22 protein-coding genes are annotated in these 25,608 nt (G+C 44.0%); 8 read left to right on the top strand and 14 right to left on the bottom strand.

Going from position 1 to position 25,608, the window contains the following annotated elements; translation table 11 throughout:
• Nucleotides 1–185: 185 nt before the first annotated feature.
• The 7 genes from FN961_RS10160 to FN961_RS10190 all read left to right on the top strand — a co-directional run bounded on the left by FN961_RS10160 (nucleotide 186) and on the right by FN961_RS10190 (nucleotide 7,341).
• Nucleotides 186–578 carry a nuclear transport factor 2 family protein gene (locus tag FN961_RS10160; protein ID WP_144040070.1) on the top strand — a complete coding sequence of 131 codons (393 nt, stop codon included), beginning with the start codon at nucleotides 186–188 and terminating at the stop codon, nucleotides 576–578.
• A 39-nt stretch (nucleotides 579–617) separates the two neighbouring features.
• On the top strand, nucleotides 618–2,057 hold the full coding sequence (locus FN961_RS10165) for an NAD(P)/FAD-dependent oxidoreductase (protein WP_144040071.1): 1,440 nt from the start codon (nucleotides 618–620) through the stop codon (nucleotides 2,055–2,057).
• Between the two features lie 59 nt (nucleotides 2,058–2,116).
• Nucleotides 2,117–3,124: a TRAP transporter substrate-binding protein gene (locus FN961_RS10170; protein WP_144040072.1), complete on the top strand. Its 1,008-nt coding sequence runs from the start codon at nucleotides 2,117–2,119 to the stop codon at nucleotides 3,122–3,124.
• A gap of 129 nt (nucleotides 3,125–3,253) precedes the next feature.
• Nucleotides 3,254–3,799: a TRAP transporter small permease gene (locus FN961_RS10175; protein ID WP_144040073.1), complete on the top strand. Its 546-nt coding sequence runs from the start codon at nucleotides 3,254–3,256 to the stop codon at nucleotides 3,797–3,799.
• 2 nt (nucleotides 3,800–3,801) lie between these two features.
• Nucleotides 3,802–5,142, top strand: coding sequence for a TRAP transporter large permease (locus tag FN961_RS10180; protein WP_144040074.1), 1,341 nt, complete (start codon nucleotides 3,802–3,804; stop codon nucleotides 5,140–5,142).
• Nucleotides 5,143–5,197: 55 nt separating this feature from the next.
• On the top strand, nucleotides 5,198–6,079 hold the full coding sequence (locus FN961_RS10185; protein WP_144040075.1) for a cache domain-containing protein: 882 nt from the start codon (nucleotides 5,198–5,200) through the stop codon (nucleotides 6,077–6,079).
• Nucleotides 6,080–6,255: 176 nt separating this feature from the next.
• Nucleotides 6,256–7,341: a porin gene (locus FN961_RS10190; protein WP_342353807.1), complete on the top strand. Its 1,086-nt coding sequence runs from the start codon at nucleotides 6,256–6,258 to the stop codon at nucleotides 7,339–7,341.
• Between the two features lie 82 nt (nucleotides 7,342–7,423).
• On the opposite strand, the gene FN961_RS10195 is transcribed toward FN961_RS10190, so the two are convergent.
• From FN961_RS10195 to FN961_RS10230, 8 genes are all read right to left on the bottom strand, one after another.
• Entirely contained in the window at nucleotides 7,424–7,786 is a 363-nt protein-coding gene (locus tag FN961_RS10195; protein ID WP_144040076.1) for a nuclear transport factor 2 family protein, read from the bottom strand.
• A 95-nt stretch (nucleotides 7,787–7,881) separates the two neighbouring features.
• Complete coding sequence (locus tag FN961_RS10200; protein ID WP_229814657.1) at nucleotides 7,882–8,451, bottom strand: hypothetical protein; 570 nt, start codon at nucleotides 8,449–8,451, stop codon at nucleotides 7,882–7,884.
• Nucleotides 8,452–8,507: 56 nt separating this feature from the next.
• On the bottom strand, nucleotides 8,508–9,587 hold the full coding sequence (gene oleD / locus FN961_RS10205; protein WP_144040077.1) for a 2-alkyl-3-oxoalkanoate reductase: 1,080 nt from the start codon (nucleotides 9,585–9,587) through the stop codon (nucleotides 8,508–8,510).
• Nucleotides 9,588–9,593: 6 nt separating this feature from the next.
• Nucleotides 9,594–11,330 carry an olefin beta-lactone synthetase gene (oleC, locus tag FN961_RS10210; protein WP_144040078.1) on the bottom strand — a complete coding sequence of 579 codons (1,737 nt, stop codon included), beginning with the start codon at nucleotides 11,328–11,330 and terminating at the stop codon, nucleotides 9,594–9,596.
• A gap of 74 nt (nucleotides 11,331–11,404) precedes the next feature.
• On the bottom strand, nucleotides 11,405–12,298 hold the full coding sequence (locus tag FN961_RS10215; RefSeq protein ID WP_144040079.1) for an alpha/beta fold hydrolase: 894 nt from the start codon (nucleotides 12,296–12,298) through the stop codon (nucleotides 11,405–11,407).
• 135 nt (nucleotides 12,299–12,433) lie between these two features.
• Nucleotides 12,434–13,483 (bottom strand): 3-oxoacyl-ACP synthase III, encoded by a 1,050-nt coding sequence (locus FN961_RS10220; RefSeq protein WP_144040080.1) that lies wholly within the window; start codon nucleotides 13,481–13,483, stop codon nucleotides 12,434–12,436.
• 257 nt (nucleotides 13,484–13,740) lie between these two features.
• Nucleotides 13,741–14,964, bottom strand: coding sequence for a methyltransferase (locus FN961_RS10225; protein WP_144040081.1), 1,224 nt, complete (start codon nucleotides 14,962–14,964; stop codon nucleotides 13,741–13,743).
• Nucleotides 14,965–16,146 carry a chemotaxis protein gene (locus FN961_RS10230; RefSeq protein ID WP_144040082.1) on the bottom strand — a complete coding sequence of 394 codons (1,182 nt, stop codon included), beginning with the start codon at nucleotides 16,144–16,146 and terminating at the stop codon, nucleotides 14,965–14,967.
• A gap of 246 nt (nucleotides 16,147–16,392) precedes the next feature.
• Between FN961_RS10230 and FN961_RS10235 the strand changes: the two genes are divergently transcribed.
• Nucleotides 16,393–16,638, top strand: a complete 246-nt coding sequence (locus tag FN961_RS10235; protein WP_144040083.1) for a DUF1289 domain-containing protein — start codon at nucleotides 16,393–16,395, stop codon at nucleotides 16,636–16,638.
• A 52-nt stretch (nucleotides 16,639–16,690) separates the two neighbouring features.
• Here FN961_RS10235 and FN961_RS10240 read toward each other — a convergent pair whose 3' ends face one another.
• The 6 genes from FN961_RS10240 to FN961_RS10265 all read right to left on the bottom strand — a co-directional run bounded on the left by FN961_RS10240 (nucleotide 16,691) and on the right by FN961_RS10265 (nucleotide 25,445).
• Nucleotides 16,691–17,053, bottom strand: a complete 363-nt coding sequence (locus FN961_RS10240) for a YajD family HNH nuclease (RefSeq protein WP_144040084.1) — start codon at nucleotides 17,051–17,053, stop codon at nucleotides 16,691–16,693.
• A gap of 146 nt (nucleotides 17,054–17,199) precedes the next feature.
• Complete coding sequence (locus tag FN961_RS10245; RefSeq protein WP_144040085.1) at nucleotides 17,200–19,176, bottom strand: BCCT family transporter; 1,977 nt, start codon at nucleotides 19,174–19,176, stop codon at nucleotides 17,200–17,202.
• Nucleotides 19,177–19,677: 501 nt separating this feature from the next.
• Nucleotides 19,678–20,388 carry a phosphate signaling complex protein PhoU gene (gene phoU, locus FN961_RS10250; protein ID WP_144040086.1) on the bottom strand — a complete coding sequence of 237 codons (711 nt, stop codon included), beginning with the start codon at nucleotides 20,386–20,388 and terminating at the stop codon, nucleotides 19,678–19,680.
• Nucleotides 20,389–20,447: 59 nt separating this feature from the next.
• The gene (gene pstB / locus FN961_RS10255; protein WP_144040087.1) at nucleotides 20,448–21,266 is read right to left on the bottom strand and encodes a phosphate ABC transporter ATP-binding protein PstB; all 819 of its coding nucleotides are present in this window, start codon (nucleotides 21,264–21,266) and stop codon (nucleotides 20,448–20,450) included.
• Nucleotides 21,267–21,395: 129 nt separating this feature from the next.
• Entirely contained in the window at nucleotides 21,396–23,054 is a 1,659-nt protein-coding gene (gene pstA, locus FN961_RS10260) for a phosphate ABC transporter permease PstA (protein WP_144040088.1), read from the bottom strand.
• A gap of 132 nt (nucleotides 23,055–23,186) precedes the next feature.
• Nucleotides 23,187–25,445: an ABC transporter permease subunit gene (locus FN961_RS10265; protein WP_144040089.1), complete on the bottom strand. Its 2,259-nt coding sequence runs from the start codon at nucleotides 25,443–25,445 to the stop codon at nucleotides 23,187–23,189.
• Between the last annotated feature and the right edge of the window lie 163 nt (nucleotides 25,446–25,608).

Consider the following 25,608-nt stretch of genomic DNA (forward strand, 5'->3'; position numbering starts at 1 on the left):
CAAAAGACTGCACAGGATGAAAAAGTTGTCAGCGAGGAGTTTTTCAGACGTTTACACTGCGCAAACACAGCTTAGATTGATAAAAAGCAGTAAACGCGATACAAAACATTTCATTATTTGGAATGACGATTAAAAAATTATGATGTGAGCAGTAAATAAATATAACTAATCAGGGATCCATTTAAATGAATAATCAAACAACCATGAGTTTTCTAGACACCTTTTCTCAAGCATGGAATGACCATGATATTGATGCGCTGATGAACTGCATGACCCAAGACTGTGAGTTCCATGCCACAGCAGGATCAACGATTTTAGGCACCAGCTTTTATGGCTTCGAAGAGGTAAAAGCGGCATTTCAACTCGCATGGAAAAACTTCCCTGACGCCCAGTGGTTAGATGCTGAACATTTTATCTGTGGTGACCGTGCTGTCACTGAGTCTACTTTTTGTGGCACTAAGGCTGACGGCAGCCGAATCGAAGCTCGGATGGTGGATATTTTCACCCTACGTAATGGCAAGATTCAGGTTAAAAATGCCTTCCGTAAAGATCGTCCCTCACTGGCTGTGTCCGCTTAATCGCGCACTATTATTCTGCACAACGCATTAAGGATGACCATGAGCATAAACCTCGAAACCGCAGGCTTAACCCTAAAAGCTGGGATGAGTGCACAAAAGCCATATGATCCACAATATGATCCTTTAGTGCATGCCAATCCAGGCCAGGGTCAAGATTATGCCCCAACCTATTGGATTGGCACTGCTGGAGAGGCACCTGAAGATGATGGCCCTATTATTGGCGATACTTCTGCCGATGTGGTGATTGTCGGCTCTGGTTACACAGGGCTGTGTGCAGCCATCTACCTAGCAGAACATTACGGCATTAAAGCCACAGTATTAGAGGCCAATCGAACCAGTTGGGGTTGCAGTACCCGTAATGGTGGGCAAGCTCAATGTGCATCCGGACGCTTAAAACGCTCACAATGGATTGAACGCTGGGGCGTCGACACTGCACTGCGTATGCATCAAGAATGTCTTGATGGTATGCAAACCTTTAAGGATCTGATTAAAGATATTGATTGTGAGCCACAAGCTGGCGGGCACCTCTATATCGCTCATCGCGACAAGATAATGCCGACATTGGAGAAAGAGGCCTCATTACTGCGTAAAACCTTTAATTACGATGCCCAAATTTTAGATGCGGCGACGCTCAAGAACCAGTTTGTTGGTGATAATGAAGCAGCAGGTGCCATGCATGAACCTGAAGGTATAGGTATTCATGCGGGGAAACTGGCCTTCGGTTATCTGAAAAAAGCCCGTGCATTAGGGGTGAAAGTTCACCCTGGCAGCCCAGTAATCGGTTGGGAAACCCGTAATGGCGAGCATTATCTAAGAACTCCTGGTGGGGTTGTCAGAGCTGGTGCTGTGGGCTTGGCAACGGGGGGCTACACCTCACAGGGATTACACTCCAGTACCAAGAATCGTCTCTTGCCAATTTTATCTAACTCCATCGTCACCCGACCGTTAACCAAGGCTGAACTCGAGGCTTGCAACTTTAAGACACATCAGGTGCTCACAGATACCCGAGTCTTAAGACATTACTACCGTCTTTTACCTGACAACCGCGTTCAAATTGGCAGCCGAAGTGCCATTAGCGGACACAATGCGCCTCAGCAAAAATATCAACAATTTCTAGAAAACGATTTAGCCAAAAAATTTCCCGCACTCAAGGGAATACAAATAGATTACTCCTGGTGGGGATGGGTTGATGTCAGCCATGACATGATGCCGCGCATCTGCCGCCCTGACCCTAAAGAGACCATCTACTACGCCTTGGGCTACGGTGGTAACGGGGTCATGTATTCAGCTCAAGCAGGTAAACGACTCGCCCAATGGATTGCCGGAGAGGAGACTCAGATAGATCTGCCTATATTTCAATCTAAACTGCCCTTCCCTAATATCCGTGAAGCGATTGAATCTGAGGCATTTGCCCCCTTTAGAAGGATGGGTCAAAGGTTTTTGTACAACTGGTATCACCTTAAAGATGAAGTTCTTTAAGGTGATGCAAACCTACTATTTTTAATTCGAATCTTATAACAATATAACAGGATAGAACTATGAAATTTGTTAAAAGCATTATTGTGCCACTCATCACCAGTGTTAGCATGATCGCAGCAGTACCCTTAGTTTCGGCCGACACCTTCAAGATGGCATTAGGGGACGCCGCTGGAGGAACTCAGTGGGAGTTGGGACAGAAGTTTCAAACGCTACTGAGTGAGAAGACTGGCGGAAAAACCACTGTCGATCTCTTTCCCAATGGCCAGTTAGGCAATGAGCAAGATACTGTTAATAATGCCTCCATGGGCATATTGGATTTCTCAGTCCTCGCCATTAACAACGTCACCCCTTTCTCACCGAGTGTCGGTTTGCTCACAATGCCTTACGTTATCTTAAGCCCAGAAGAGGCTAAAACCTTAACCCAAGGAAAGATAGGTCAGCAACTGGTTCAAAACACCATTAACGATGCTGGAGTACGCATTGTTGGCTGGGCATACTCAGGTTTTCGAGTGCTCACAAACTCTAAACGTCCGATTGAGTCTCTGTCAGATCTTAAAGGTCTGGTGATCCGCGTTCCACGCAATGAGATCATGATGTCCACCTATCAAGCATGGGGCGTCAATCCAACACCAATGGCTTGGTCTGAAACCTTTACTGGCCTGCAATTAGGCGTCGTTGATGGACAAGACAACCCTTACATCACTATCGATGCGATGAAATTCAATGAAGTTCAAAAATATGTCACCAACATTCGTTACATCTTCTCCATCGAGCCTCTTATTATCAGTGAATCAGTGTTTCAGGCGCAAAAGCCTGCGATGCAAGCCATCATCTTAGAAGCCGGTAAAGAAGCGACTGAACACAGTTACGCTTTCTTATTAGAGTCAGAAGACAAGATTAAGAAGTCTTTAGTGGCCAAAGGCATGGTTATTTCAACCCCAAGTAATGGTGAAAAAGAGTGGATAGATGTCGCCACTAAAACCGTTTGGCCTAAGTTTTATGACAGCATAGGTGGCAAAGTTAAATTGGATGAAGCTTTAGCCACATTAGGACGCACCACTAATTAATTCTAAGCAAGATGAGCATTATTAATGCTGAGGTTTATACACGTTCAAAGTAATAATCGAAATGGCGAGTGCGAATATTAACAATAGTGTTGTTCGCTTTAATCAGAGTTGTTTATTGAGGACAAGAATATGTCTGCTAAGCATTTTTTTATAAAACACATTAATAATATTGAAGAGTATTTATGTGCTTTATTATTAGCCGCCTTTGTTATGTTGTTGTTTGCACAAATTGTATTACGCCAACTTTTTCAATACTCCATCCCATGGGGAGATGAAGTCGCCACTTATATGTTTGTTTGGTTTGCTTATCTTGGCGCAGTTGTCGCCGCGAAGATGTCTGCACATAACCGAGTGACATTTCATTTTAAATGGTTTCCTCCCATCGTCAAAACAGTGAGTGAGACTGTAGCCGATCTTTTATGGGTCGGATTCAACGCCTTTTTTGTTTATTTAAGCTATGACTTTGTCTTCAATAAAATGAACCTATTTTGGAAGTCGCAAACGACGGGAATTCCAATGAAGTACTTTTATCTTATTTTACCCATCGCATTCACACTCATGTCGGTAAGAATACTGTGGAATCTGTATTTAAAACTGTTTAAAGGGGTTGAGATTCTTGACCCTGAAGCTGAAGAGCTGAAGAAAATCAGTCAGTCGACTCAAGGCGAGGTATAACGATGGAACAGTATCTCACGCTTATTCTGTTTGGTGGTTTCTTGATTATGCTCATTCTGGGCGCGCCTATCACAGTCTCTCTGGCTGGCGCTGCAATGGCCGCCTATTTGATACTGGATAAGAATCCCATTGCACTGGTTCAGATAGCCTTTACCTCTGTGGGCAACTTCCCGTTAATGGCCCTGCCCGCTTTCGTTCTTGCTGGCGCACTAATGGAGGCGGCTGGGATATCGAGGCGACTGGTGGACATCGCCGAACATTTGGCAGGACCAATTACCGGTGGCTTAGGAGCTGCAACCATTGTCGCTTGTGTCTTTTTTGGTTCTATATCGGGCTCTGGCCCAGCGACAACCGCAGCGGTTGGCATGCTGATGATCCCCGCGATGGTCAAACGTAACTACGATAGAAGCTACGCATCAGCCGTCACTGCGGCCTCAGGCGGATTGGGCATTATCATTCCTCCCTCTATTCCGTTAGTTATTTTCGGGATCTCCTCCATGGGGCTCAAGCCTCCAGCAGAAGCCGTTGCTCTGCATGGTCAATTTGCCAGCGTCTCTATCCCTAAGCTATTTATTGCAGGGGTGATTCCTGGGCTAATTATCGCCGGTACCTTAATTGCGATGAACTACGTCATCTCCAAACGCAAAGGCTATAAGGGATTAACTGACACTTGGTCTGTTGCCGAAATCGCCGTGGTGTTTCGCCGTGGGATCTGGTCGCTACTCGCCCCAGTGTTGATTCTTGGCGGCATCTATTCCGGTATATTTACCCCGACAGAGTCGGCAATTATCGCCGTGGTATATTCTCTTTTTGTCGGTTTCTTTATTCATAAAGAGATGAAGATTAGCAATGTATTTAAATCACTATCGACCACCACTTGGATCACTGGCCGAGTCTTATTAATTCTGTTTGCTGCCACGGTGTTTGGTCGTCTGTTAGTGGAACAAAGAATTCCAGCCATTATTGCTGAAAACTTACTTCACATGACTGACAACATGTACCTGATCTGGATCTTAATGATTGGCTTTTTGCTATTTGTTGGCATGTTTATGGAAACGCTGGCAGCCATCATGATCATCGTGCCTGTAATGCTGCCTATCATGTACATGCTTGGGGCTGATCCCACCCATGTTGGCATCGTTGTGGTGTGTGTTCTCTCCATTGGATTTGCCACGCCTCCCTTAGGTGAAAACATCTTTGTGGCCTCGGGAATAGGCGGTTCTAGCGTCGAGCAGATCACCGCCCGTATCCACCCCTTTGTGTTGGCATCAATCATTGGCGTCATGCTTATCGCCTTCTTCCCGCAATTAACACTTTGGCTTCCCTCCCTCGTGGGGTACTAATGAATCCATTTATAAAACAAACTTTTAATTAATTTTACGCATTTAGGAATGTCCTATGAATACTAAATTAAAAAATAGCTTACTCGCCGCAAGCTTAGTGATAAGCAGTTCAGTATCAGCAGGCATGACTGCCGCTGATGGCGACATGACGGTCACTCACATAGAAACTAAAGAGGAAGTGAAAGCCAAGGTTCTATTAGCCAAAGCCATTGAGCATATACAGAAAAATGGCAGTGAAGCGGTCACTGATTTCAACCAGAAACAGGAGTTTTTCGATGGTAGCTTATATGTTTTCGCACTCGATATTGACGGTCGATTTTTAGCGAGTGGCGGTTCATCTTCGGTATTGGTTGGCGAAACTGTATTAGATACCTTTGATATGTATGGAAAATATTTCTTTCGCGAGATGATCCAAAAAGCCGTTAAAGATGGCAGCGGGGCCGTGGAATATCACTGGAAAAATCCAACCGATAGATCTGCTTCACCTAAAAGAACCTTATTTCAACGTGTAGGAGACACCATCATTGCCGTGGGTTACTACCCAGTCAGGGCCAATGCTTTTCAAGCTAAGGAACTCTTGGGGCTTGCCACTGTAGAAATGAATGAGAATAAAAAGTCAGCACTCTATAAATTTAATAATCTAGATGGCCAATATGTGAATGGCGATCTTTATCTCTTTGTTATCGATGCTAAGACTAAGTTATTTTTGGCTCACGGTGTGAGTCGTGGATTTATAGGTCAATCAATCGATACGGTATTGGATGATATTGGTAAAGAGGCGACGAATAAGATGCTAGAAATGGTGAAGCATAAAGATTCAGGTGAAATAAGTTATGTATGGACAAATCCAATCACGAATGAAAAAGAGGTGAAACATACCTTCTTTAAATTAGTTGACGGCAACTTATTAGGCGTTGGTTTTTACACGCCAAATTAAAAACAAAAGTAACTGGCAAATTTAAATACGGAGTATTTATTCGTTATTAATATAAATATAAACATTAACGTTTAATCAAAAACCAATTAAAGACGCTTATTCTAATTATACTCAATAGTATTATTATAGTAGCTGTGTGTCTGAATTATAAAATCAAGATAAATAGGGATAAGATAATGATGAAACTAATGACGGCACTGCCTTTTGGTTTATGTGTTTTAAGCATGAGTGTTAGTGCAGCAGAAACACCTACACTTGAACAACAAGTTGATGCATTAAATAAACGAATTGAACAGTTAGAGGGAAGTTCAATTAGCCCTTCACAATTTGAAAATAGCCAAGTCAGCCTCTATGGCTCCTTCAGACCAACCTTAGTCTATAACGCTGAGAAAAGTAACGACAAAGATGACTGGGATATTGGTGATGCACTCTCTAGAATTGGCATCAAGGCTAGCACTGAATTTGCCGATGGCTGGAGCGCGATAGCTCAAGGAGAGTGGAGTGTTGATATCGCGAACAACGGTAACTTGGGCAATGCACGCTTAGCATACCTAGGTATTGCCTCCCCTTATGGCCAAGTCGCCTTCGGTAAGCAAAGACCTGCGCAGTACACTTTAGTTGAAGAGTACCTCGACATCTTCAACCATGCATCTAGCCCTTTTGCCTTCGACAGTAACGGTCCATTTTTTGTTAACAATTTTGCGACCTACAAACTCAACCTAAATGAGTTTACTTTTATGGCTGCAGCACAAGTGAATGGCGACAAAGACACTCATCTGTATAACTCGGGACTGGCGTTTGACAAAGATAACTTGCACATAGGCATCGCTTACCTAGATCAAAACACAAGCGATGTGTTTGGTGGTACTGACGTCGATGGCGATAAGGATACATGGGCAGGTTCCGTTGCCTACAGCTTCGACAACGGCCTTTACTTAGCTGCAGCCTATGCTGATGTCGATTACAGTTATGATATTGCGGGGCTGAGTAAGAGTGGTAGTACGTTAGACACCGCACTGGCCTATCCCATCGCTGAACATTATAAAGTTAAACTCGGTTATTTTGATTATGACGACGGTAAAAATGCACTGCTAACCCAAAGTTACGATGGTTATAACACCACATTAGAGTGGACCCCTGTGGATAATATTCGTCTTCATTTAGAATATTTAGTGCGTAACTATGATCAGAAAAATGATGATCAAACCATCACTATCGGTTTTAGATATGACTTTAACCTTGTATGGGGTAACGGTAATTAAGCACTGCTAAATTAAAACCGGAATAGGGTACGAAGACCCTATTCCGGTTTTGTTAATACAGATACAGCACTGAGCTTAGCAACTAATGGCGATGCTTCATAAATGTGCTTTTCACTTTTATTTTACCCTTGTGAAAAGTAAAAAGATCACACCCCTCTAGCGCTATTTTTGTGCCATCAGGTTTAGTGGCTGAAAATACCCACTCAGAGCAACCTCTGTTGCCTTTAACGAAGTGTTTCGCATTATCAAAACGGACATCAGGCATGGTTTCCAACACTGACATGAACCGTGACTTAACCGTTTCATGCCCTGAATAGCGGGTGCCATGTACCTCTGTCCCACCACCAGTCTCATAAATACAGTCTGTCGACATAAAAGACATAATTTCATCTATATCATGCTTATTCCAAGCATCAACGTATGCTTGAAGATCATCTATTTTCATAATGCTATCCGCTTAATAACAATTCAGCTTTGAGTATAGCAACTAGAAAGAGAGTGTGATTTTATCCATATAACACCAATCAGTATAAGGCCGTATTAATCTAACTTTTGCCACACTTCAGCTTCTTTAAGCTTTCCCGCTTCAATCCGTTTAGTGTGTAACTCATTGCCTTTAAGCTCGTAAGCAAAACTAAATGAAGCTCCCTTACCTGCGCCAAAGGAGTTAAGCGTGGGGTACTCAATATAGTGAGAGTCGGTAAATTCATAACGCCCTGTACCTGCCGCCCAAAAATCCTTTATATCGTCCCCTTGTTCGCCACTTTCTTTGACCGTGGTAAAGCTAAAATAAGCAGCGGAGATCACCTTAATCGCGCGAAGGTTTAAGCTTTCATAGTTAACCCATAGGTCGTTCTCATCCAGATATCGACCCGACATCAACTTCCAGCTACCGATAAATGGATTAGATACGCTATCTGAGTGATATGAATTCACCTCCTGCGAGGAGATATTGTGGGACGAGCCGGTATCAACAAGATCAAGATCGGCAAATAAAGCTAAACTCATGGGGCTCAAACTCGCCGCCATTAAGACAGGTGATACAGTGGCAAAACAAAAGCTAAGTACTGTAACTGATAAGGTGTTAATTCTCGATTTAATCTTGGTCACATTTTCATCCTTGAAGTGGTTATCCTTAACGCTATCTATTAAAATCCTGAATGGCTTTATTGATTAAGATACTCTTTCAATCTCACCATCCCTTGGTCAATGCTCACAACAGGCGAATAACCGAAATCAGTTTTTGCGGCTGTAATGTTAAAATAGTGACTGGTCGATAACTGCCTAGCGACAAAACGAGTCATCATGGGCTCTTCTTGTTTATTCATCAAAACATATAGCGTTTCAAGTACTGCACCGACCCCAAAAGCAAGCGATGCTGGCACGCGCTTAGTCACTTTTGGCATATCAACGCAGGCTAAGATTTTATTGAGCATATCAGCCATGGTGATAGGTTCATCGTTGCTAAGGTAATACGCTTTACCCGCTGAAACTGAATCTGATTCAAACAAGTTTAACGCTGCAAGAATATGAGCAAAAGCCGCATTATCCACATAAATGGTATCGACCAGCTTGTCCTTTGTGCCTACCAGTTTAAGCCTGCCAGCTTTCGCACGCTCTATCACTCGAGGCACAAGATGAGGATCTTCAGGCCCCCAAATTAGATGAGGTCTCAAGGCGATGGTTTTCAATGACTCTGTATTGGCCTCTAACACCATTTTTTCGGCTACCGCTTTCGATTCACCGTAATAGTTCAGATATGTATCTGCATAAGGCGCACTTTCATCGATGCCAGACTCATCCTTTCCAGCAAAAGTGACACTTGGCGTACTCGTGTACACTAGGTTTGTGATCGCTAACTTCTGACATGCCAGAATAATATTCGCAGCACCAGCCACATTAGGAGAGAAGTAGCTCATCTTACTGCCCCAGACTCCCGCTTTTGATGCCACATGAAACACCAGATCACAGCCTTTCATGGCTGCAGTGACACAAGCCTGATCGGCAATATCTCCACGAACCATATTGACCCCCATCGCACTGAGTTCAGGATAATCACCGCGAGCAAAACCGGTCACACTGATGCCAGCTGCTAGTAAGCGTTTACAAATAGCTTTACCGAGAAAGCCGCCAGCGCCAGTCACGAAGGCTTGATTGGCCTTAGCCTTAAGCTTGGTTAACGCAGCTTGCTCTAAAGGGTCAAAATCAGACAATTCTGGTGTAGGTTGCTCGAAAGTTACCGACATATAACGCTATTCCTTATGTTGATGTTGTGCCCACACCGCAAGCTTTTCACGGAATATTTTGGCGTTATGACGGATATCGACAGGAAAATCAGGGTGAATAAGAAAACGGCTAATGCCCTTAGTTTGACCATGCTGCTGGGCTATTTCATTGAGATCAGCATAAAGACTTGCGCCTCGCGAACAGGCCAAAGAAGAATCAAGTTCAATGCACAGAAGTGGCACCGTATCCCCTTTAACGACAACGCCAACCAGCGCTGAGCGTTTCACTTGAGGATGGGTATTAAATATTCGCTCACATGGGATGGAAAAATAGCGTTGAGGCTGATTATCCACATGAATACTCGCATCGACTCGGTGAGCTTTACGACCGCACATCCATAACAGCCCATCACTATCAAGATACCCTAAGTCGCCCATACGATGACGCACCGCATCACCATCGGCAATTTTAGCCTGCTCTGTGGCGCTGTTTCGTTGGTAATAACTGCGGCTGACCATCGCCCCTTTTACCACTATCTCACCGATCTCTCCGGTTGGTAAGCGCAAAGCATTATCCCAGTTGTGAATCGGGGCTTCATCTATCTCGATGATCGCAATATCGACACCATCTATCGCATGCCCGACACAGATCCCGCCGCCATTATCAGTGACACTCGTGGTGTCAAACAATGCTTCACTGGCCATCTTACTCAAAGGTAAAGACTCCGTCGCCCCGTAGGAGTTAAGCACTTCAACTTCCTCACTCAGCATATGGCTAAAATGTTTAATGGAAGCGATAGTCGCGGGCGCGCCAGCTGAAATAACCCGCTTAATACTCGGTAATTTATGACAATGACTCTCAGACACACCAGCCTGTCCTAGCCGCTCAATCAAGGCAGGATTAACGAACATATTGGTGCATTGGTACTTATCAATAGCAGCAAAAAGATAATCAGGGTTAGCAGTAATGGGCTTGCTCGCATCCATCTCTGGAATGATAGAAGCCATGCCTAACGCAGGACCAAAGAGTGAAAACAAGGGGAACGTCGCTAAATCACGTTCACCTGGTTCGATATCATAATCATGTCTAAGTGCAGTGATCTGCGCTTCAAACATCTTATGTGAATACACCACCCCTTTTGGGGTTCCAGTGCTGCCACTGGTAAAGAGAATCGCCGCCATCTCATCATCTTCGAGCCAAGCCATGTCATAAGGCTCATCAGAAGTATGTTGTTGCAACTCAGCTAACGTCACCCCACCCCAGCAACTTTTGCCGTTAATGCTCACGCCGCCCACGGTTATGAGAGACTTAACACTCTCTTTACCCCACCCAAATAGCTTTCTGGCTAAATGTGCTTTAGGAATACCAATAAACGCATCGGGCTTTGACTCGATAAAGCACTGCTTTAAGTTTTTCACCCCCATACCAGGATCGACCAAAATAGGCACTATTCCCGCTTTAAACAGAGCAAACGTCAGGGTGAAAAAATCCAGGCTCGGAGTCACCATCAACACCGCTTTCATGCCACGGGTGATCCCGTAAGCATTCAAGCCATAGGCCAACTTATCACTTTGACGGTTTAGTTCTGCAAAGTTGAGTTCTTGATATGAGAGTGTCTTAGTTGAGAAAAATGAACCTGAGGCGCGTTGTACTGCAACGGCGAGCTGTTCTGGGAAGGCGTGTGATGCTTGCGTTAAATGGCGACAAAGGTTCGCGCCACTCGCACTGTTCTTTAGTGAGAAATCTTGTGAAGAGAGAGTCATATTGTGACCTTACTCGTTTCTTTAAATGAAAAAGCGGATCATGGGATCCGCTAATACCAGTTCAAACGGTCAAGCTAGCTGTTCGCGGCAAGTGACTTGTCTGAGACAAAATCACGAATATGCCCTACAACCTCTTCGCTAGCATCTTCAAGAATATAGTGACCACAATCAGCAAATTCATGCACGCTTGCGTGTGGCATCTCGACTTTCCATTGGGCTAAGAAATGTTTATCGAAAACGAAATCTTTAAGACCCCAACAGATAAGCGTTGGTACATTGGCAAACTTAGGCAAACTTGCCTCTATCTCAGACACAAGCTCATAATTTCTATCACCTGGCTTAAGCGGGATATCTTGCACAAATCTCAAAGTAGAGATGCGATTCGCCCATGAGTTAAATGGTGCGACATAAGCATTTCTGATCTCAGCAGGCATAGGCTTACGCTTAACACCTACATATGAGGCGATAGATGAGAAAGCATTAAACCCGCGTACTAAGGCTGTGCCCAATAAGGTATTACGACAGATCCACAATGGCCAAGGGAAAGGTTTTGACTCTGGAAGATGAAAAGCACCAGTGTTCAAAATCACAAGACGTTTTATGCGTTCTGGGTAACGGGCCGCGTAACCCATGCCAATCATTCCGCCCCAATCATGAACCACTAAGGTGATGTTCTCTTTCACATCAAGGTGGTCAAGCAGTGCTTCAAGGTCGTCAATACGATTTTTTAGCGTGTAATCATAACCGCTATCATCTGGCTTATCTGACAAGCCACAACCAATATGATCCGGCACGATACATTGATGATCACCGCTAAGCGCTGTCACCACATTGCGATAATAGAATGACCAGCTCGGGTTACCATGAACCATAACAACTGGCTCACCTTGCCCTTCGTTGACATACTGCAGCTTATGGCCATTTCTATCGAGATAATTACGCTTGAAGGGAAACAGAGTGTCTAACATGACGCTTCCTAATATTCTTATTAACAAAGCCTCGGTTAAGAGGCCCTGTTTTTATATATTTGATAGAGTGTATACCCACAGTTCACCGCCGCTCTCGGCATCCGAACTGAATTCACCCTTTAAATGCAGTATTGCTTACCACTTAATCCCTAACATCATGCAGTTTAAACCACTGCCGATTCCGAGAAAGCTCACCTGATCGCCCTTTTTAAGGAAACCTTGATCATGCGCCATGGCAGCCGTAACAGGTAAAGATACCGTGCCCATATTGCCGAGCAACTGATATGTGGGAAACTCTTTCTCTTGAGGTATGTTCAAGGCATTCAGCACCAAACGACGATTAGACGATCCCACCTGATGGCAGATAACCTTATCGACCTGTTCAACCACCCAGTCACGTTGTTCAAGGAAATGACTCCAAGTATGACGAGCAAGCTCAACCCCCTCTTTAAGTAAGGCCACACCATCGGTGCGCATAAACTCACGATAAAGATGTAAGCCTGCTTCCTGTAAGCCCCACTGGCAAAGATTGTGATGCTCAGGTGCAGAAAGGTGGCTAGCCCCTAAAAGCTGATGCTCACGATCGCCTCTTAACGGTAAACTACCGTCGGTGAGTAATACCGCCACAGCGCCAGACCCACCGGTTAATGTCGCCAGTGACTGAGCATAATTCTGCATCGTTTGATCCGCCAACATGTTATCGATTGTAATATCGACAATATGACGGGCTGATTCACACGAAACCACTAGACCCGCTTTGATTTGCCCTAACTCGATACGGTTAGCGATATCCAAAATACCAGATAAAACACCTAAACAGGCGTTACTGATATCATAAATAGCGGTATCTTTAGATACGCCAAGCTCAGCAGCAATACGACATGCGGTAGCAGGTTCATGTTGATCTCGACAAACTCCGGTATACACCACAGCGCCCAGATCACCGACTTTTATGCCAGTTTCATCAATTGCCTTATGTGCAGCCGCCAAGGCACCATCGGATAACCGATGACCTTTAGGCCACCATCGGCGCTCCTGAATACCAGTCAATGCGGCAAGTTGCCCCATTGGAATGCGAAATTTCTTGTATAGCGGTGCCAATCTAGATTCTAAATCGGAAGTGGACACGACTTCAGGTGCCAGTTCATATGCCAGGCTATTAATAAATACTCGGGAATATTTCATGCAACAGTAATATTTCGCTCACTATATTGATTGAAAAACAACCAATAAATATTGTTTTTAGTGTTAACCCGACATTTGAACAAGAAAAGACTAATGATTCAATAGAAAACCGTCTTAGGTTCACTTTATTTGCTCATTTAACCTTAACTGGGATCCAGTTGCCGAGAGTTTGAATTCATAATCAAACACAGTAAGATACAAATTCTTATTATAAATAGTTACTTATGTACCAATTAATACTATAAACGTAAACTTGTCTACCTTTTAGCCTTAATCAGTGAATTTCTTGGTGTTATCGCATTATCACAAAACACTTCTAAGCTGACTTGATAACCTTGCTCCTCCAAAAAACAGACTCTATCGAGCAGTAACCAATGCTCGAACACAGCGCGAAATAGGTGAGCGACAAGATCAACCCTGCGGGTCAATTTTTGCCGTTCAATCCCTAAATGAAGAAAATGCTCAAAATCGACTACTTTAGGAAGAGTCACTGCTTTTTGCTCTGCCGCCCAAACACAGAAAGCAGCAAACTCTCCGCTCAGCTGACTTTGCTTTATTGAAGGAATAGGTAAGTACTGACTTACCTCTCTGACGTCACGCTGCAGACAATCAAAACCTAAGCGCCAAGCTATCTCTTTATGCCTTAAGCTCAACTGTTTTTCATTCGCTATTGTACTTTGCTGTAAAGGCAACTGAAGATCATGACGCGTTAATCTTAACTCACTTTTAATACCAAGCCGCGACATAGCTTGATATTCCTGAGCTTGGATCAAATGGTAACAACACGGTGAGATGGCAATATCTCGCGTTCCCGCCTTCGTCGCTAGATGTAGCAAACGCACATGGAGGTCACCACAAGCATGCAGGGCAACGGCTTGCTGTTCAACTTTAAGTTCACTTTGCTGTGCATCAAAAGCATCAGCGCAGATAAACCGTTGTGGCAATTGCCACTGCTTAGCAAACACTTCACCGGCTTCACAAAGCCCTTGTTGCCACTCTAAGCTGACGACCTGCCTATCGTATGCCTTTGCGATTAATCGTCCAAGGTGCCCTTTACCTGCGCACCATTCAAGCACTTCACTCTGCCCATTGTCTATCTGCTGAGTAAATGCGTTTATCTGAGCCCATTTTCGCCCCTTAATCCCTGCGCTGAAATGGCCAGCATCTTGTTGGCCAATCACTTCAGACTGATGTGTTTGGGTGCTAGGTGCCTTGATATCGAGTAGTTCTAAGCGCCACTCCAAACCCAAATCAGCGAGATCGGCCTTAAGTGCGGGCAATAAGTAAGCCAGTAAATCAGCTTGTACTTTATCAATGTTATCAAGCTCACAGTCATCAAGCGACCAAACACACTCGGCAAGATGAGGAAACCTCTCCTGCCAAGGCAGAGCATCGCAATTAAATGCTTTCACTTGCCACAGTTCACGGCTTTGAACTAATAGCGTATCCAACTGAGATAACAAGGCATTGTGGGCTATCATTTATGCGCTTTTAGCCTGCTTGTTAACACGCTTACTTTCCATGCGTTTACCCAGCCAAACTCCTAAACCTAATGGTGCAAAAAAGACCACACCAAGGAAGAGTACAAAGTACAGGATCAAACTCTTCAGTGTGTTTGTCAGTTCTTGAAACACCACTTCAACAGTGTGCTTAGAGATCTCATCTAAATTAGCGGCAGCTGCCACACGCTCTCGCGTGATCATATTTTCTAAGGCTATACGTTCATTCTTTACCATTAGCTCTAACGCCTGACGTTCTACAGACAGCTGAGCTAACTTGTCATCAGTTGACTCACTCAACTGTTGAAGTAACGGGCTTAGTTCACTGCGCATATCCACCGCCAGCGCTTCCATCATCTCAGGGCTCTGAGCCATCAGCTCACGAAACTTAGCCGAGGTGTCGCTAATATTAGTTAGCGTACTCTGGATCTCAGCCACATTAAGATTAGAATGAAGCGCGTATAACTCCGCTTTCCAAGCGATGACTTTTGGCATCTGTTCGGCAATCATCGCCATGCGATCTGAAATATCACTCATCACTTCAGGAACTGAACCAAAGGTCGTTACCGCTTCAAACTCATTTAATCCTCTGAAAGCGAGCCAATCGTTAAAGGCTGAGTGACGGCTGAAGGTCATCTCTGTCAGTGGATTTTTTTGTATATATTGCTCAATAAACGCTTGGTTCTTGGCAAAATCACCCGGCTTAACGAAACCTTTGATGGTATTTTCAAATTCGAGTAGTAAGGCTCTGCTTGTCTTAACCGCTAATGTTTGCTGTGAACCAAATAAGGCTTTGCCTGCCCCTCTCTCATAAAAGTCTGTCATCTGCGCCGTCAATGCCCAAGTATCGACCATCGCAGCCACTGGTGAGGCTTGAAAAATGGTGCGTTGCAGCGCTTGTTCAGAAAAAATCTTCCACATGAGCGTATTTGATTGAATGAAAACAGCATCTGCTTCATCCTGACTGCGAAAAGCAATTTGATCGGCAGTCTGCTCCACTTTGCTGTAAAAAGAGCTGCTAAAATCACGGCTAAAAACACGCATATTTAATTGCTCTTGAGGCAGAGGTTGGATACCACTTTCTAACTTCACCTCCAACAAAGAGCATGCGGTAGTTAACAAGCCCACCAATGTCATAAAACTTAACCGTAACAACGCTTTCATAACGCCCCCAATCACTCTTCGTCTTTAACTGAAAAGTGGGTAAAAATAGGAAAAAAATTCCGCTGAAGTTTACCAAATTAATGGTTATTTACCTATAGTAGAATACGCTCATGATATTTATCCAACACAGTCTCTCCCCAACTCACATAAGACTGTGTAAACTCTGGCCACACTTGAATTGTGTGACGAAGATCATTAATATCCCCTCTTCAAAATGACAGTCTAAAAACGTGAAGTAGGCATAGAATGATTCATTCCCCTTGTGTAGCAAAATGTGGACTCAATGACGAAGATATCTGCATGGGTTGTTATCGCAACATCGATGAAATCGTCGAATGGGGCAACGCTGATGACGCTTTTAAAACGAAGGTACTGGAATTAATCCCAGCAAGAAAAATCGCGTTGGGTAAAGGTGAGAATTGCCTAAAACTCACAAGAGACAAATGGATTGAAACAGAAGCTCGTCTGCAGGGTGACACGGAAGAAGTGTAAGACTAAAAAAGAGATATGCGCACTGCATATCTCTTCCTTTTAAAGCCAAATGCTATTTCTTCATCATACCTTTGAGGTTAGCAAACGGATTGTAGGTCGCGCCATCAACGGCAGCTTCCTTGGTCGCGCCGTATTGGATTAACTCTTCAAATTTAGAATGCTCATTATCATGGCAATATAAACACAAGAGTTCCCAGTTAGAGCCATCTGATGGATTATTATCGTGATTATGATCCACATGATGCACTGTTAACTCTCGTAAGTTGGCATTGGTAAATTCACGAGTACAACGTCCACAAATCCATGGGTAGAGTTTTAACGCTTGCTCACGGTAACCTGTCTCACGTTTGGCTTTATACTCTCTGGCTTCGGCCAACACTTTATCTAATTTACTTTGCCCTTGGCTTGCTGACATAAAGTTCATCTCTACTTATTTATACAAAGTCACACTAAAACGAATAGTACCAAAAAACGATTTTATCGCAAAATGGGGATAATTGATAAAGAAACAGCCCTTAAAAGGGCTGTTTGAGTCTACTTTAATGCACCTAGATAATGAAACTAACTTTCATTACCCACATACTCAGAGTTTGTCAGGTGCAAATAATGCAGATATTTTTCATACTGCGTCACAACATCTGCCAAGATCTGATCTTGATTAAAGCCCATCACATCATAATGCTGACCACCATGCTCAAGGAATACCTCAACACGGTAGTACTCAGTATCACCACCATCAACCTCACTCTCAATTGGGTTAATGATGGTGAAAGCACGGACACGTAGACCATAGGCGAAATCGTCATATTCTTCATTAGCGATAACGAAACGAATGCGGTTTTCAAAATGTAGCAATTCCGCAGGGATCTCTTTACTAATAAAGCTTTCACATACCTTAGTCAGTGCCGGAGTCGCCACGTTATCGAGGAAGTCTTGTGCATTCTTCTGGCTAGGATGAGAGACCAGAACATCAATGTGATCTTCCCAGTTCACATCAGTTTTAGTGAACTGTACGCTGGTATTATGTAACTGCACACTATTGATTTTAAGCCAGTCATCTTTCAATGCCTTGTATAAACCAATACACATTAAGAACATAATCAACAAGAACGGCAACGCACTGGCGATAGCGACAGTTTGCAATGCCTGCAGACCACCAGCAAGCAAGAGTACTGATGCCACAACACCTTGTAACAGAGCCCAGAAGACACGCTGCCAAACAGGTGCGTTTTGATCGCCACCTGAGGTCAGGTTATCGATAACCAGCGAACCAGAATCCGACGATGTAACAAAGAACGTCACAACCAAACACAGCGCGATCGTCGATAACAAGGTTGAGAACGGCATATGTTCGAAAAACACAAACAAAGCAACAGATACATCTGAAGAAACCGCGTCAGATAAATACGTTGCTCCATGATTCATAATCGCATCAATGGCTGTGTTACCGAATACTGTCATCCACAAAAACGTAAATGCGGTCGGCACAAATAACACACCGATAAGGAACTCTCTAATGGTTCGGCCACGTGATACGCGGGCAATAAAGGTGCCAACGAAAGGAGACCATGAGATCCACCAGCCCCAATAAAGTAATGTCCAACCACCTAACCAGTCATTTTTCTGCTCATAGGCATATAAGTTAAATGTTTTGCCTACAATATCACTAAGATAACTTCCGGTGTTTTGCACAAACGCTTGCAGTAGCTCAACTGTCGGACCAAAAATCATCACGAAAAGAAGCAGTAATGCAGCTAAGCCAAGGTTGAGTTCACTGAGTCGTCTCACCCCGTTATCTAAACCAGAGAAAACAGACAAGGTGGCAATTAAAGAGATACCAATAATTAACCCAACTTGTACGTACGCATTAACAGGAACATCAAGTAGGTAATTCAGACCTGAGTTGACCTGTAATACCCCGAAACCTAGCGATGTTGCGACACCAAACATGGTACCGAGTACCGCAAACGTATCCACTGCATGGCCGATAGGGCCATATATACGTTCACCAATTAAAGGGTAAAGCGCACTTCGAGGAAGTAGCGGTAACTTATGGCGATAGGAGAAATAAGCCAAACTTAGCGCAACGACGGCATAGATAGCCCACGCATGGATCCCCCAATGGAAGAAGGTGATCTTCATGGCATCTTTAGCGGCTTGAATCGACTCAGGAGTCGCATCGGGCGGTGCTAAATAATGCATAACAGGCTCTGCAACCCCGAAAAACATCAAACCAATGCCCATTCCAGCGGAAAAGAGCATGGCTATCCAGCTTTTATAGCTGTAGTCAGGTTCAGCATGATCTGGGCCTAATTTGATATCACCAAAGCGACTCATCATCACAAAGATGATAAAGATCAAAAAAACGGCAACACCTAAGATGTACAGCCACCCAGCTTTGAGTTCGAACCAGGATTGAACAGACTTAAATATGAGTTGTACTTGTGAAGGCCATATAGCCCCAACAAATACCATTAACGCAATCAGGAAAACAGAGGAAAAGAAAACAGGAGGATTTATACTGGATTTGATCGACATACCACTCTCGCAAATTAGCACATAGTTGATATACCTAAACCTGTTGTTAGATGCTCAATAAAGCATCTTAAGTGGGTTTAAGTAAGGCTCACTCAACTACAAGATATCCCGATCACATTAAATGGTGAGACATCATACAATGCGTAACGTTATGGTTATGCCTGTATCTGTGCCGGAAATCATAATTTGTGCACGCCTGTTAAGGCTATATACCCAGATAAAACTGAGGTTTAATACTCGAGCTTAAGTTATATTTTTATTTTTAAATTAATAACTTAAAATCAAGAAACAACAGACTCATTTAATAACTGCCACATACCTAAGCCAAAAAGTGGTAAACACAGCGCTATTGCATACAATCTGCTTATACACAAAGATTTGAATACTATACAGGATTTTAATCGTTAATTCTGAGCTAACGCTCCCTTTACCTCTCATATAAGACAAAAAGCAGCCTAATGCTGCTTTTTAACAAAAGAGCAACAACATAAGTCGCTAAATTTAAAACTTAAGATCTTTCTCCATCTCTTCGTAAGAGACATGACGCACATCTTTACCTTTTACGTAGTAGATGATGTATTCACAGATGTTTTGACAACGATCACCCACCCGCTCTACAGCACGTGCAGCCCAAAGCACATCCAGCACCTCAGGAATAGACCTAGGGTCGGCCATCATATAAGTCATCAGTTGACGAATGATCCCTTCATACTCCTTGTCTATTTTAACGTCTTCTTTGTGCAGCTGTAGCGCCTTTTCCGCATCCATACGAGCCAAGGCATCCAAAGTATCATGCAGTAAGCGCGTCGCATGACGGCCCATGTTTTCAATACTCACCAAGAGTGGCTGTTGATTTTTAGAACGCTTATCCAGCGCTGCTTTTGCAATTTTTGCGCAAGCATCGCCGATACGTTCCAAATCTGTGATTGTTTTTGAAATCGCCAGCACTAAACGCAGATCACTCGCCGCTGGCTGACGTTTAGCGATTATGCGGGTGCACTCTTCATCGATAGCAACCTCCATATCATTGACCATACGATCGCCATCAATAACTCTCTGCGCTAAATCAGCATCCAACGCGCCTAGCGCATCAAGAGACTGCTCAAGTTGACGCTCAACAAGTCCGCCCATCGCTAGGACACGATTGCGAATATCGTCGAGTTCAGCATTAAATTGGCCTGAAATATGTTTACTTAAGTTCATATTTTCCATTGTGCTTAAACCTTTTAATTCTTTATAAAATGGACACTGAAAGCCACAAATTAACGTATTTAGCCGTAACGCCCGGTAATGTAATCTTCCGTTTTACGTTTTCTGGGCGTCGTAAATATCGTGTTGGTATCGGCATACTCAACCAACTCTCCCATATACATAAAAGCAGTTTGATCTGACACACGTGCAGCCTGCTGCATATTATGCGTCACGATGACAACGGTGTACTTAGATTTTAACTCAGTGATTAGCTCTTCAATGGTCAATGTCGAAATAGGATCAAGCGCTGAAGTGGGCTCATCGAGCAGCAAGACTTCAGGTTCGATCGCAATCGCACGTGCAATCACCAGACGTTGCTGTTGACCACCTGAAAGACCAAACGCATTGTCATGTAATCTGTCTTTCACTTCATCCCAAATAGCCGCACCACGAAGTGAACGCTCAGCCGCGTCATCAAGGTCCCGTCGATTGTTGACCCCTTGCAGACGCAAGCCGTACACCACATTCTCATAGATAGATTTAGGAAATGGGTTAGGACGCTGAAACACCATCCCCACATTGCGCCTCAATGCCGCTACATCAACCTTTTTGTCATAGATGTTTTGCCCATTCAGTAAAATCTCACCACTGATATGGCATTTTTCCACGAGATCGTTCATGCGATTAATACAACGAAGTAAAGTCGACTTACCACAACCACTGGGACCAATAAATGCGGTCACTTGTTTTTCAGGTATTTTCATCGACACATCAAATAGAGCCTGTTTGTCTCCATACTTAAGATCTAAGTTTCGGATCTCCAAAGCAGTGTCTTCTTGACTCAAATTGTTAAGGTCTATTTGGTTTGTGCTCATGGCAGACTTATCTATCGAAATCATGTTATGTCCTATCACTTAATAGATCTGCTTCGCATCTCTATTGATACCACTCTCGTGGCGATGTTTTTGTCAACAGCACTCCCAAGAACTTCCACACTATGGGGAGCTTGAGAAAATTAATCTGTGTCTTTAATGCTCTAACGAACGGTACTTTTCTCGTAGATGGTTTCGAACAGCAATCGCAGTCAAATTTAATGACACGATGACAGAAACCAGTAGAAAAGAGGTCGCATACACTAGCGGCCTTGCCGCCTCAACATTAGGACTCTGAAAGCCCACATCATATATATGGAAGCCTAAGTGCATAAACTTTCGTTCCAGATGCACAAAGGGAAAATTCATGTCTATCGGCAAATTAGGGGCGAGTTTTACCACACCAACCAGCATTAAGGGAGCCACTTCTCCAGCCGCTCGCGCTACCGCGAGAATAAGCCCCGTCATGATTGCCGGACTTGCCATCGGGATCACGATACGCCATAGAGTCTCCGCTTTCGTTGCGCCCAACGCTAAGCTGCCTTGGCGAACCGCACTTGGAATACGACTCAGCCCCTCTTCAGTCGATACAATAACCACTGGCAGCGTTAATATTGCTAAGGTCAGCGCAGACCAAATCACACCGGGAGAGCCAAATGTCGGTGTTGGCAGCGCTTCTGGATAAAAGAGCTGATCTAAGGTGCCGCCAAACATATACACAAAGAAGCCTAATCCGAATACACCGTAAACAATAGAGGGCACACCCGCTAAGTTGATCACCGCAATGCGGATCATCTTAGTTACCGGTCCTTTTTTTGCATATTCATGCAGATAGATAGCAGCAACCACACCAAATGGCGTCACAATAACCGCCATCAACATCACCATAAAGACAGTACCAAAAATGGCTGGAAACACTCCACCTTCGGTATTCGCTTCACGCGGGTCATCACTAACAAAGCGGCCTATTCCAACAAACCAGTGACCGACTTTACTGATCAATCCCATACGATTGGCATAGGTGACATCAAGAATAGAATCTAACCTTAAGGTGACTTCCATGCCTCGCATGTCTTTAATGACAACAGAATCTCGACCCGCCTCTTCTCTGAGCGCAAAAAATTGCTTTTCTAAAAGCAGATACTCAGCTTGCAACTCAGCTCGTTGAGTTGCAAGGGCAAGTTTACGCTTATCAGTTAACTGCTCATCTAATTCATAACCACGCTCTTTTAACCTTAGTTTTTCAAGTGCATAATTGATTGAGCCGATCTCGCTTTTTTGCAGCTTAACCGCATCATTATTTAGCGCTACTGCACGTTCAATATGAGACTCAAACGAGCTCTCAACATCATCAAGAGGTAGACGTTGACCGTTTTCAATCACGGCAATAGGGTAACCAAAAAAGTCACCATTTTTACTGCGCTCTATTACCGCTACGTTTTCAGGCTTACTACGTGAAATGATATCTGTCGCTAAAACCCAACGAAAATCTAAACCGACAAACTCACGGTTACCAGTCTTGACTAGGTAACGTTTTACGGTATCACCCGGCAGCGACTCAAAGTCATGTCCTGCAGCAATTAATCGTTCAGTCGGCACCTCTTCACTGTCGTAAATCTCACCAATTAAGGTGTATGGCTGCCCGTTAGGATCATTCAATTCCCACTGGTAAATTTCAGCAGGCCAAAAGTAGCTTAGACCTCGCCAAGCAATCATCAACAGTAAACCTAAAACGGCAATCAAACTGATGCTGACGGCGCCGCCGGTCATCCAGATCCATGGAGAGCCAGATTTAAACCACTTACCAGTGCTCATGACTCCGCTCCCAAAAATTCACACGTCCAAGGAGAGCAGGCTACAATCCACTTACCCATAACATCACTCTCTAGATGTAGCTTTAAAATATTCATATTCAAGTTCATATGCCTAATCATCATGTTCTGATATTTAAAGAGAGCTATAACGTTCACGAAGACGCTGCCTGACAACTTCTGCAATGGTGTTAAAGAAGAAGGTAAATACAAAGAGTACAAACGCAGCTAAGAAGAGCACACGATAATGAGAACTGCCTATTGCCGACTCTGGCATCTCAACCGCAATATTTGCAGCTAACGTTCTCATCCCTTCAAACACACTCCACTCCATAATGGCCGTGTTACCTGTCGCCATTAACACAATCATGGTTTCACCCACTGCGCGGCCGAGTCCCATCATCACAGCAGAGAAAATACCAGGGCTTGCGGTGAGTAACACCACACGAGTCAAGGTTTGCCAATTAGTCGCTCCCAGTGCCAAGCTGCCATTTGAGAGATGGCGAGGCACAGAGAAAACCGCGTCTTCTGCAATAGAGAATATGGTCGGTATGACAGCAAACCCCATTGCGATGCCGACAACCAGAGCATTTCGTTGATCGAAGGTTATGCCTAATTCGTTAGTGATAAACATACGAGAATCACCATCAAACAGTGCGATTTCAATCGCAGGGCTTATGGCAAAAGAGAACCAACCAATAAAGAGAATCACTGGAATTAACATCAACTCTTGGTATGTCTCAGGTAATCTTTGCTTCCACTTGCCCGGTAAATGGTGCCAGCCAAAGGCACTGGATAGAATTGAAACCGGCAGCAAGATCATCAAGACTAAGATCCCCGGCAGGTTATCTTCGATTAATGGCGCAAGCCAAAGCCCAGCTAAGAACCCCAAAATGACGGTGGGTAAGGCTTCCATAATTTCAATGGTTGGCTTAACAATCGCGCGCACCTTAGGTGACATGAAATAAGCGGTATAAACCGCCCCCGCTAGTGCTAATGGTGTGGCAAATAGCATGGCATAAAGTGCAGCTTTCATGGTTCCGAATGCCAGCGGCATTAAGCTTAGCTTTGCTTCAAAATCATCAGAACCTGAAGTGGACTGCCACACATACTTAGGCTCAGGGTAGCCCTCATACCAGACCTTACTCCACATGGCACTCCAGGACACTTCGGGGTGCTCATTTTTGACGCTAAATAGATGTAATTGATTACCCGCTTCGACAACAACCGCATTAGAACGCGGGCTAAACCCTATAGTCTTTGGGTTACTGATATTGAATGTTTCAGAAAATAACTTACGTTGACTGGTGGTGTAGAGCAGAGACAACTCACCTTGCTCACTAACGGTGATAAAACTTTTTCGATAAAATTCACTGGCAATACTGGCAATCGGCCCCAGTTTGTCAAAACTTCTTATCTCTTGATATTGACGCCCTTTCTCACCATTGACTTGAAAATATTGAGCCACTAAACCTGATTCATAACTAACCAGCAGTGAACTAGCGCCAGCAAGTAAACTCACCTCTTTAACTTGAGTACTCGCGAGTTCAAGCTCTATCACCTGTATTAATTGCAAGTCTTCGACGTCACGAATATCGTAAACAAATAATTTATCAGCGCTTCTCAAAATAAGTTGGCGCTGATCTGGTGTCATCAATTGCTGCTGAACAGAGAAAGGTGTTTCCTGGATAATGCCCGTCGAGGAGACCCATTCAACCTCTTCAGTCATCATGTTCTCTTCGCCTTCTTGACGCGCCAAACGCCAGACCTTGGCATCATCTTGATAAACAAAGCTCATCATCTCACTGTTATAACCAAAAGCGAGGTTATGCAGTGCAGAGCCATTAGCATCAATGGTTAACGCATCTTGACCTGCAGGAAATTTAATATCAGGCGTAATAAGACGATGATTGTTTGGGTAGGTTACCCCAAAATTCACTTCCGCCAGCAGGAGCTGACCATTGTCTAAGCCAAGTGCAAATCGCTGTTCGCTCGGTGCGGAGACTGCGCCACTGGATACTTGAACGCCAGCAGGCAAAACCAATTGTTCGCGCTCAAGGAGTTGACCCGTTTTAACCGTGTAAAAATCGACCTGACCGGTGTCAGATGCACGGTAAATGATCTCATTTTGTTCATCGCTGCCGACCATCAATGCAGGAGTCGCATCGCTGAACAACTCTACATTAATAACAGGCTTAACTTCAGCGCCATCAAATATGGGTTTAACGATGTATAGGAGATAGAAGAAAATCAACAGTAGCGCCACAAACACCATAGTTCCACCGATGGTCACCCCCACTTGAGTCAACTTGTCTGTTATCGCTCTACGACGTGAGCCCTTACCCATAAGGAGGTTTTTGGCCTTAGGTTCAGGTTTTATCGCTTGAGTGTCCATTAAAACCTCGTTAATTAATAATCAGTTGACTTTTCACTGGGATTGTTTTGATTGCTATGCTAAAAAGAGTCAAGCCCTTCATTCAGATGCTTAGTATTATATGACGCAAAGATGACACTAGTGTTACAGTGCATCAAGCCAGAGAGAATAATAAACCATAGGA

This window comes from Shewanella hanedai (assembly GCF_007197645.1).
In the GTDB taxonomy this organism is placed as follows: domain Bacteria; phylum Pseudomonadota; class Gammaproteobacteria; order Enterobacterales; family Shewanellaceae; genus Shewanella; species Shewanella hanedai.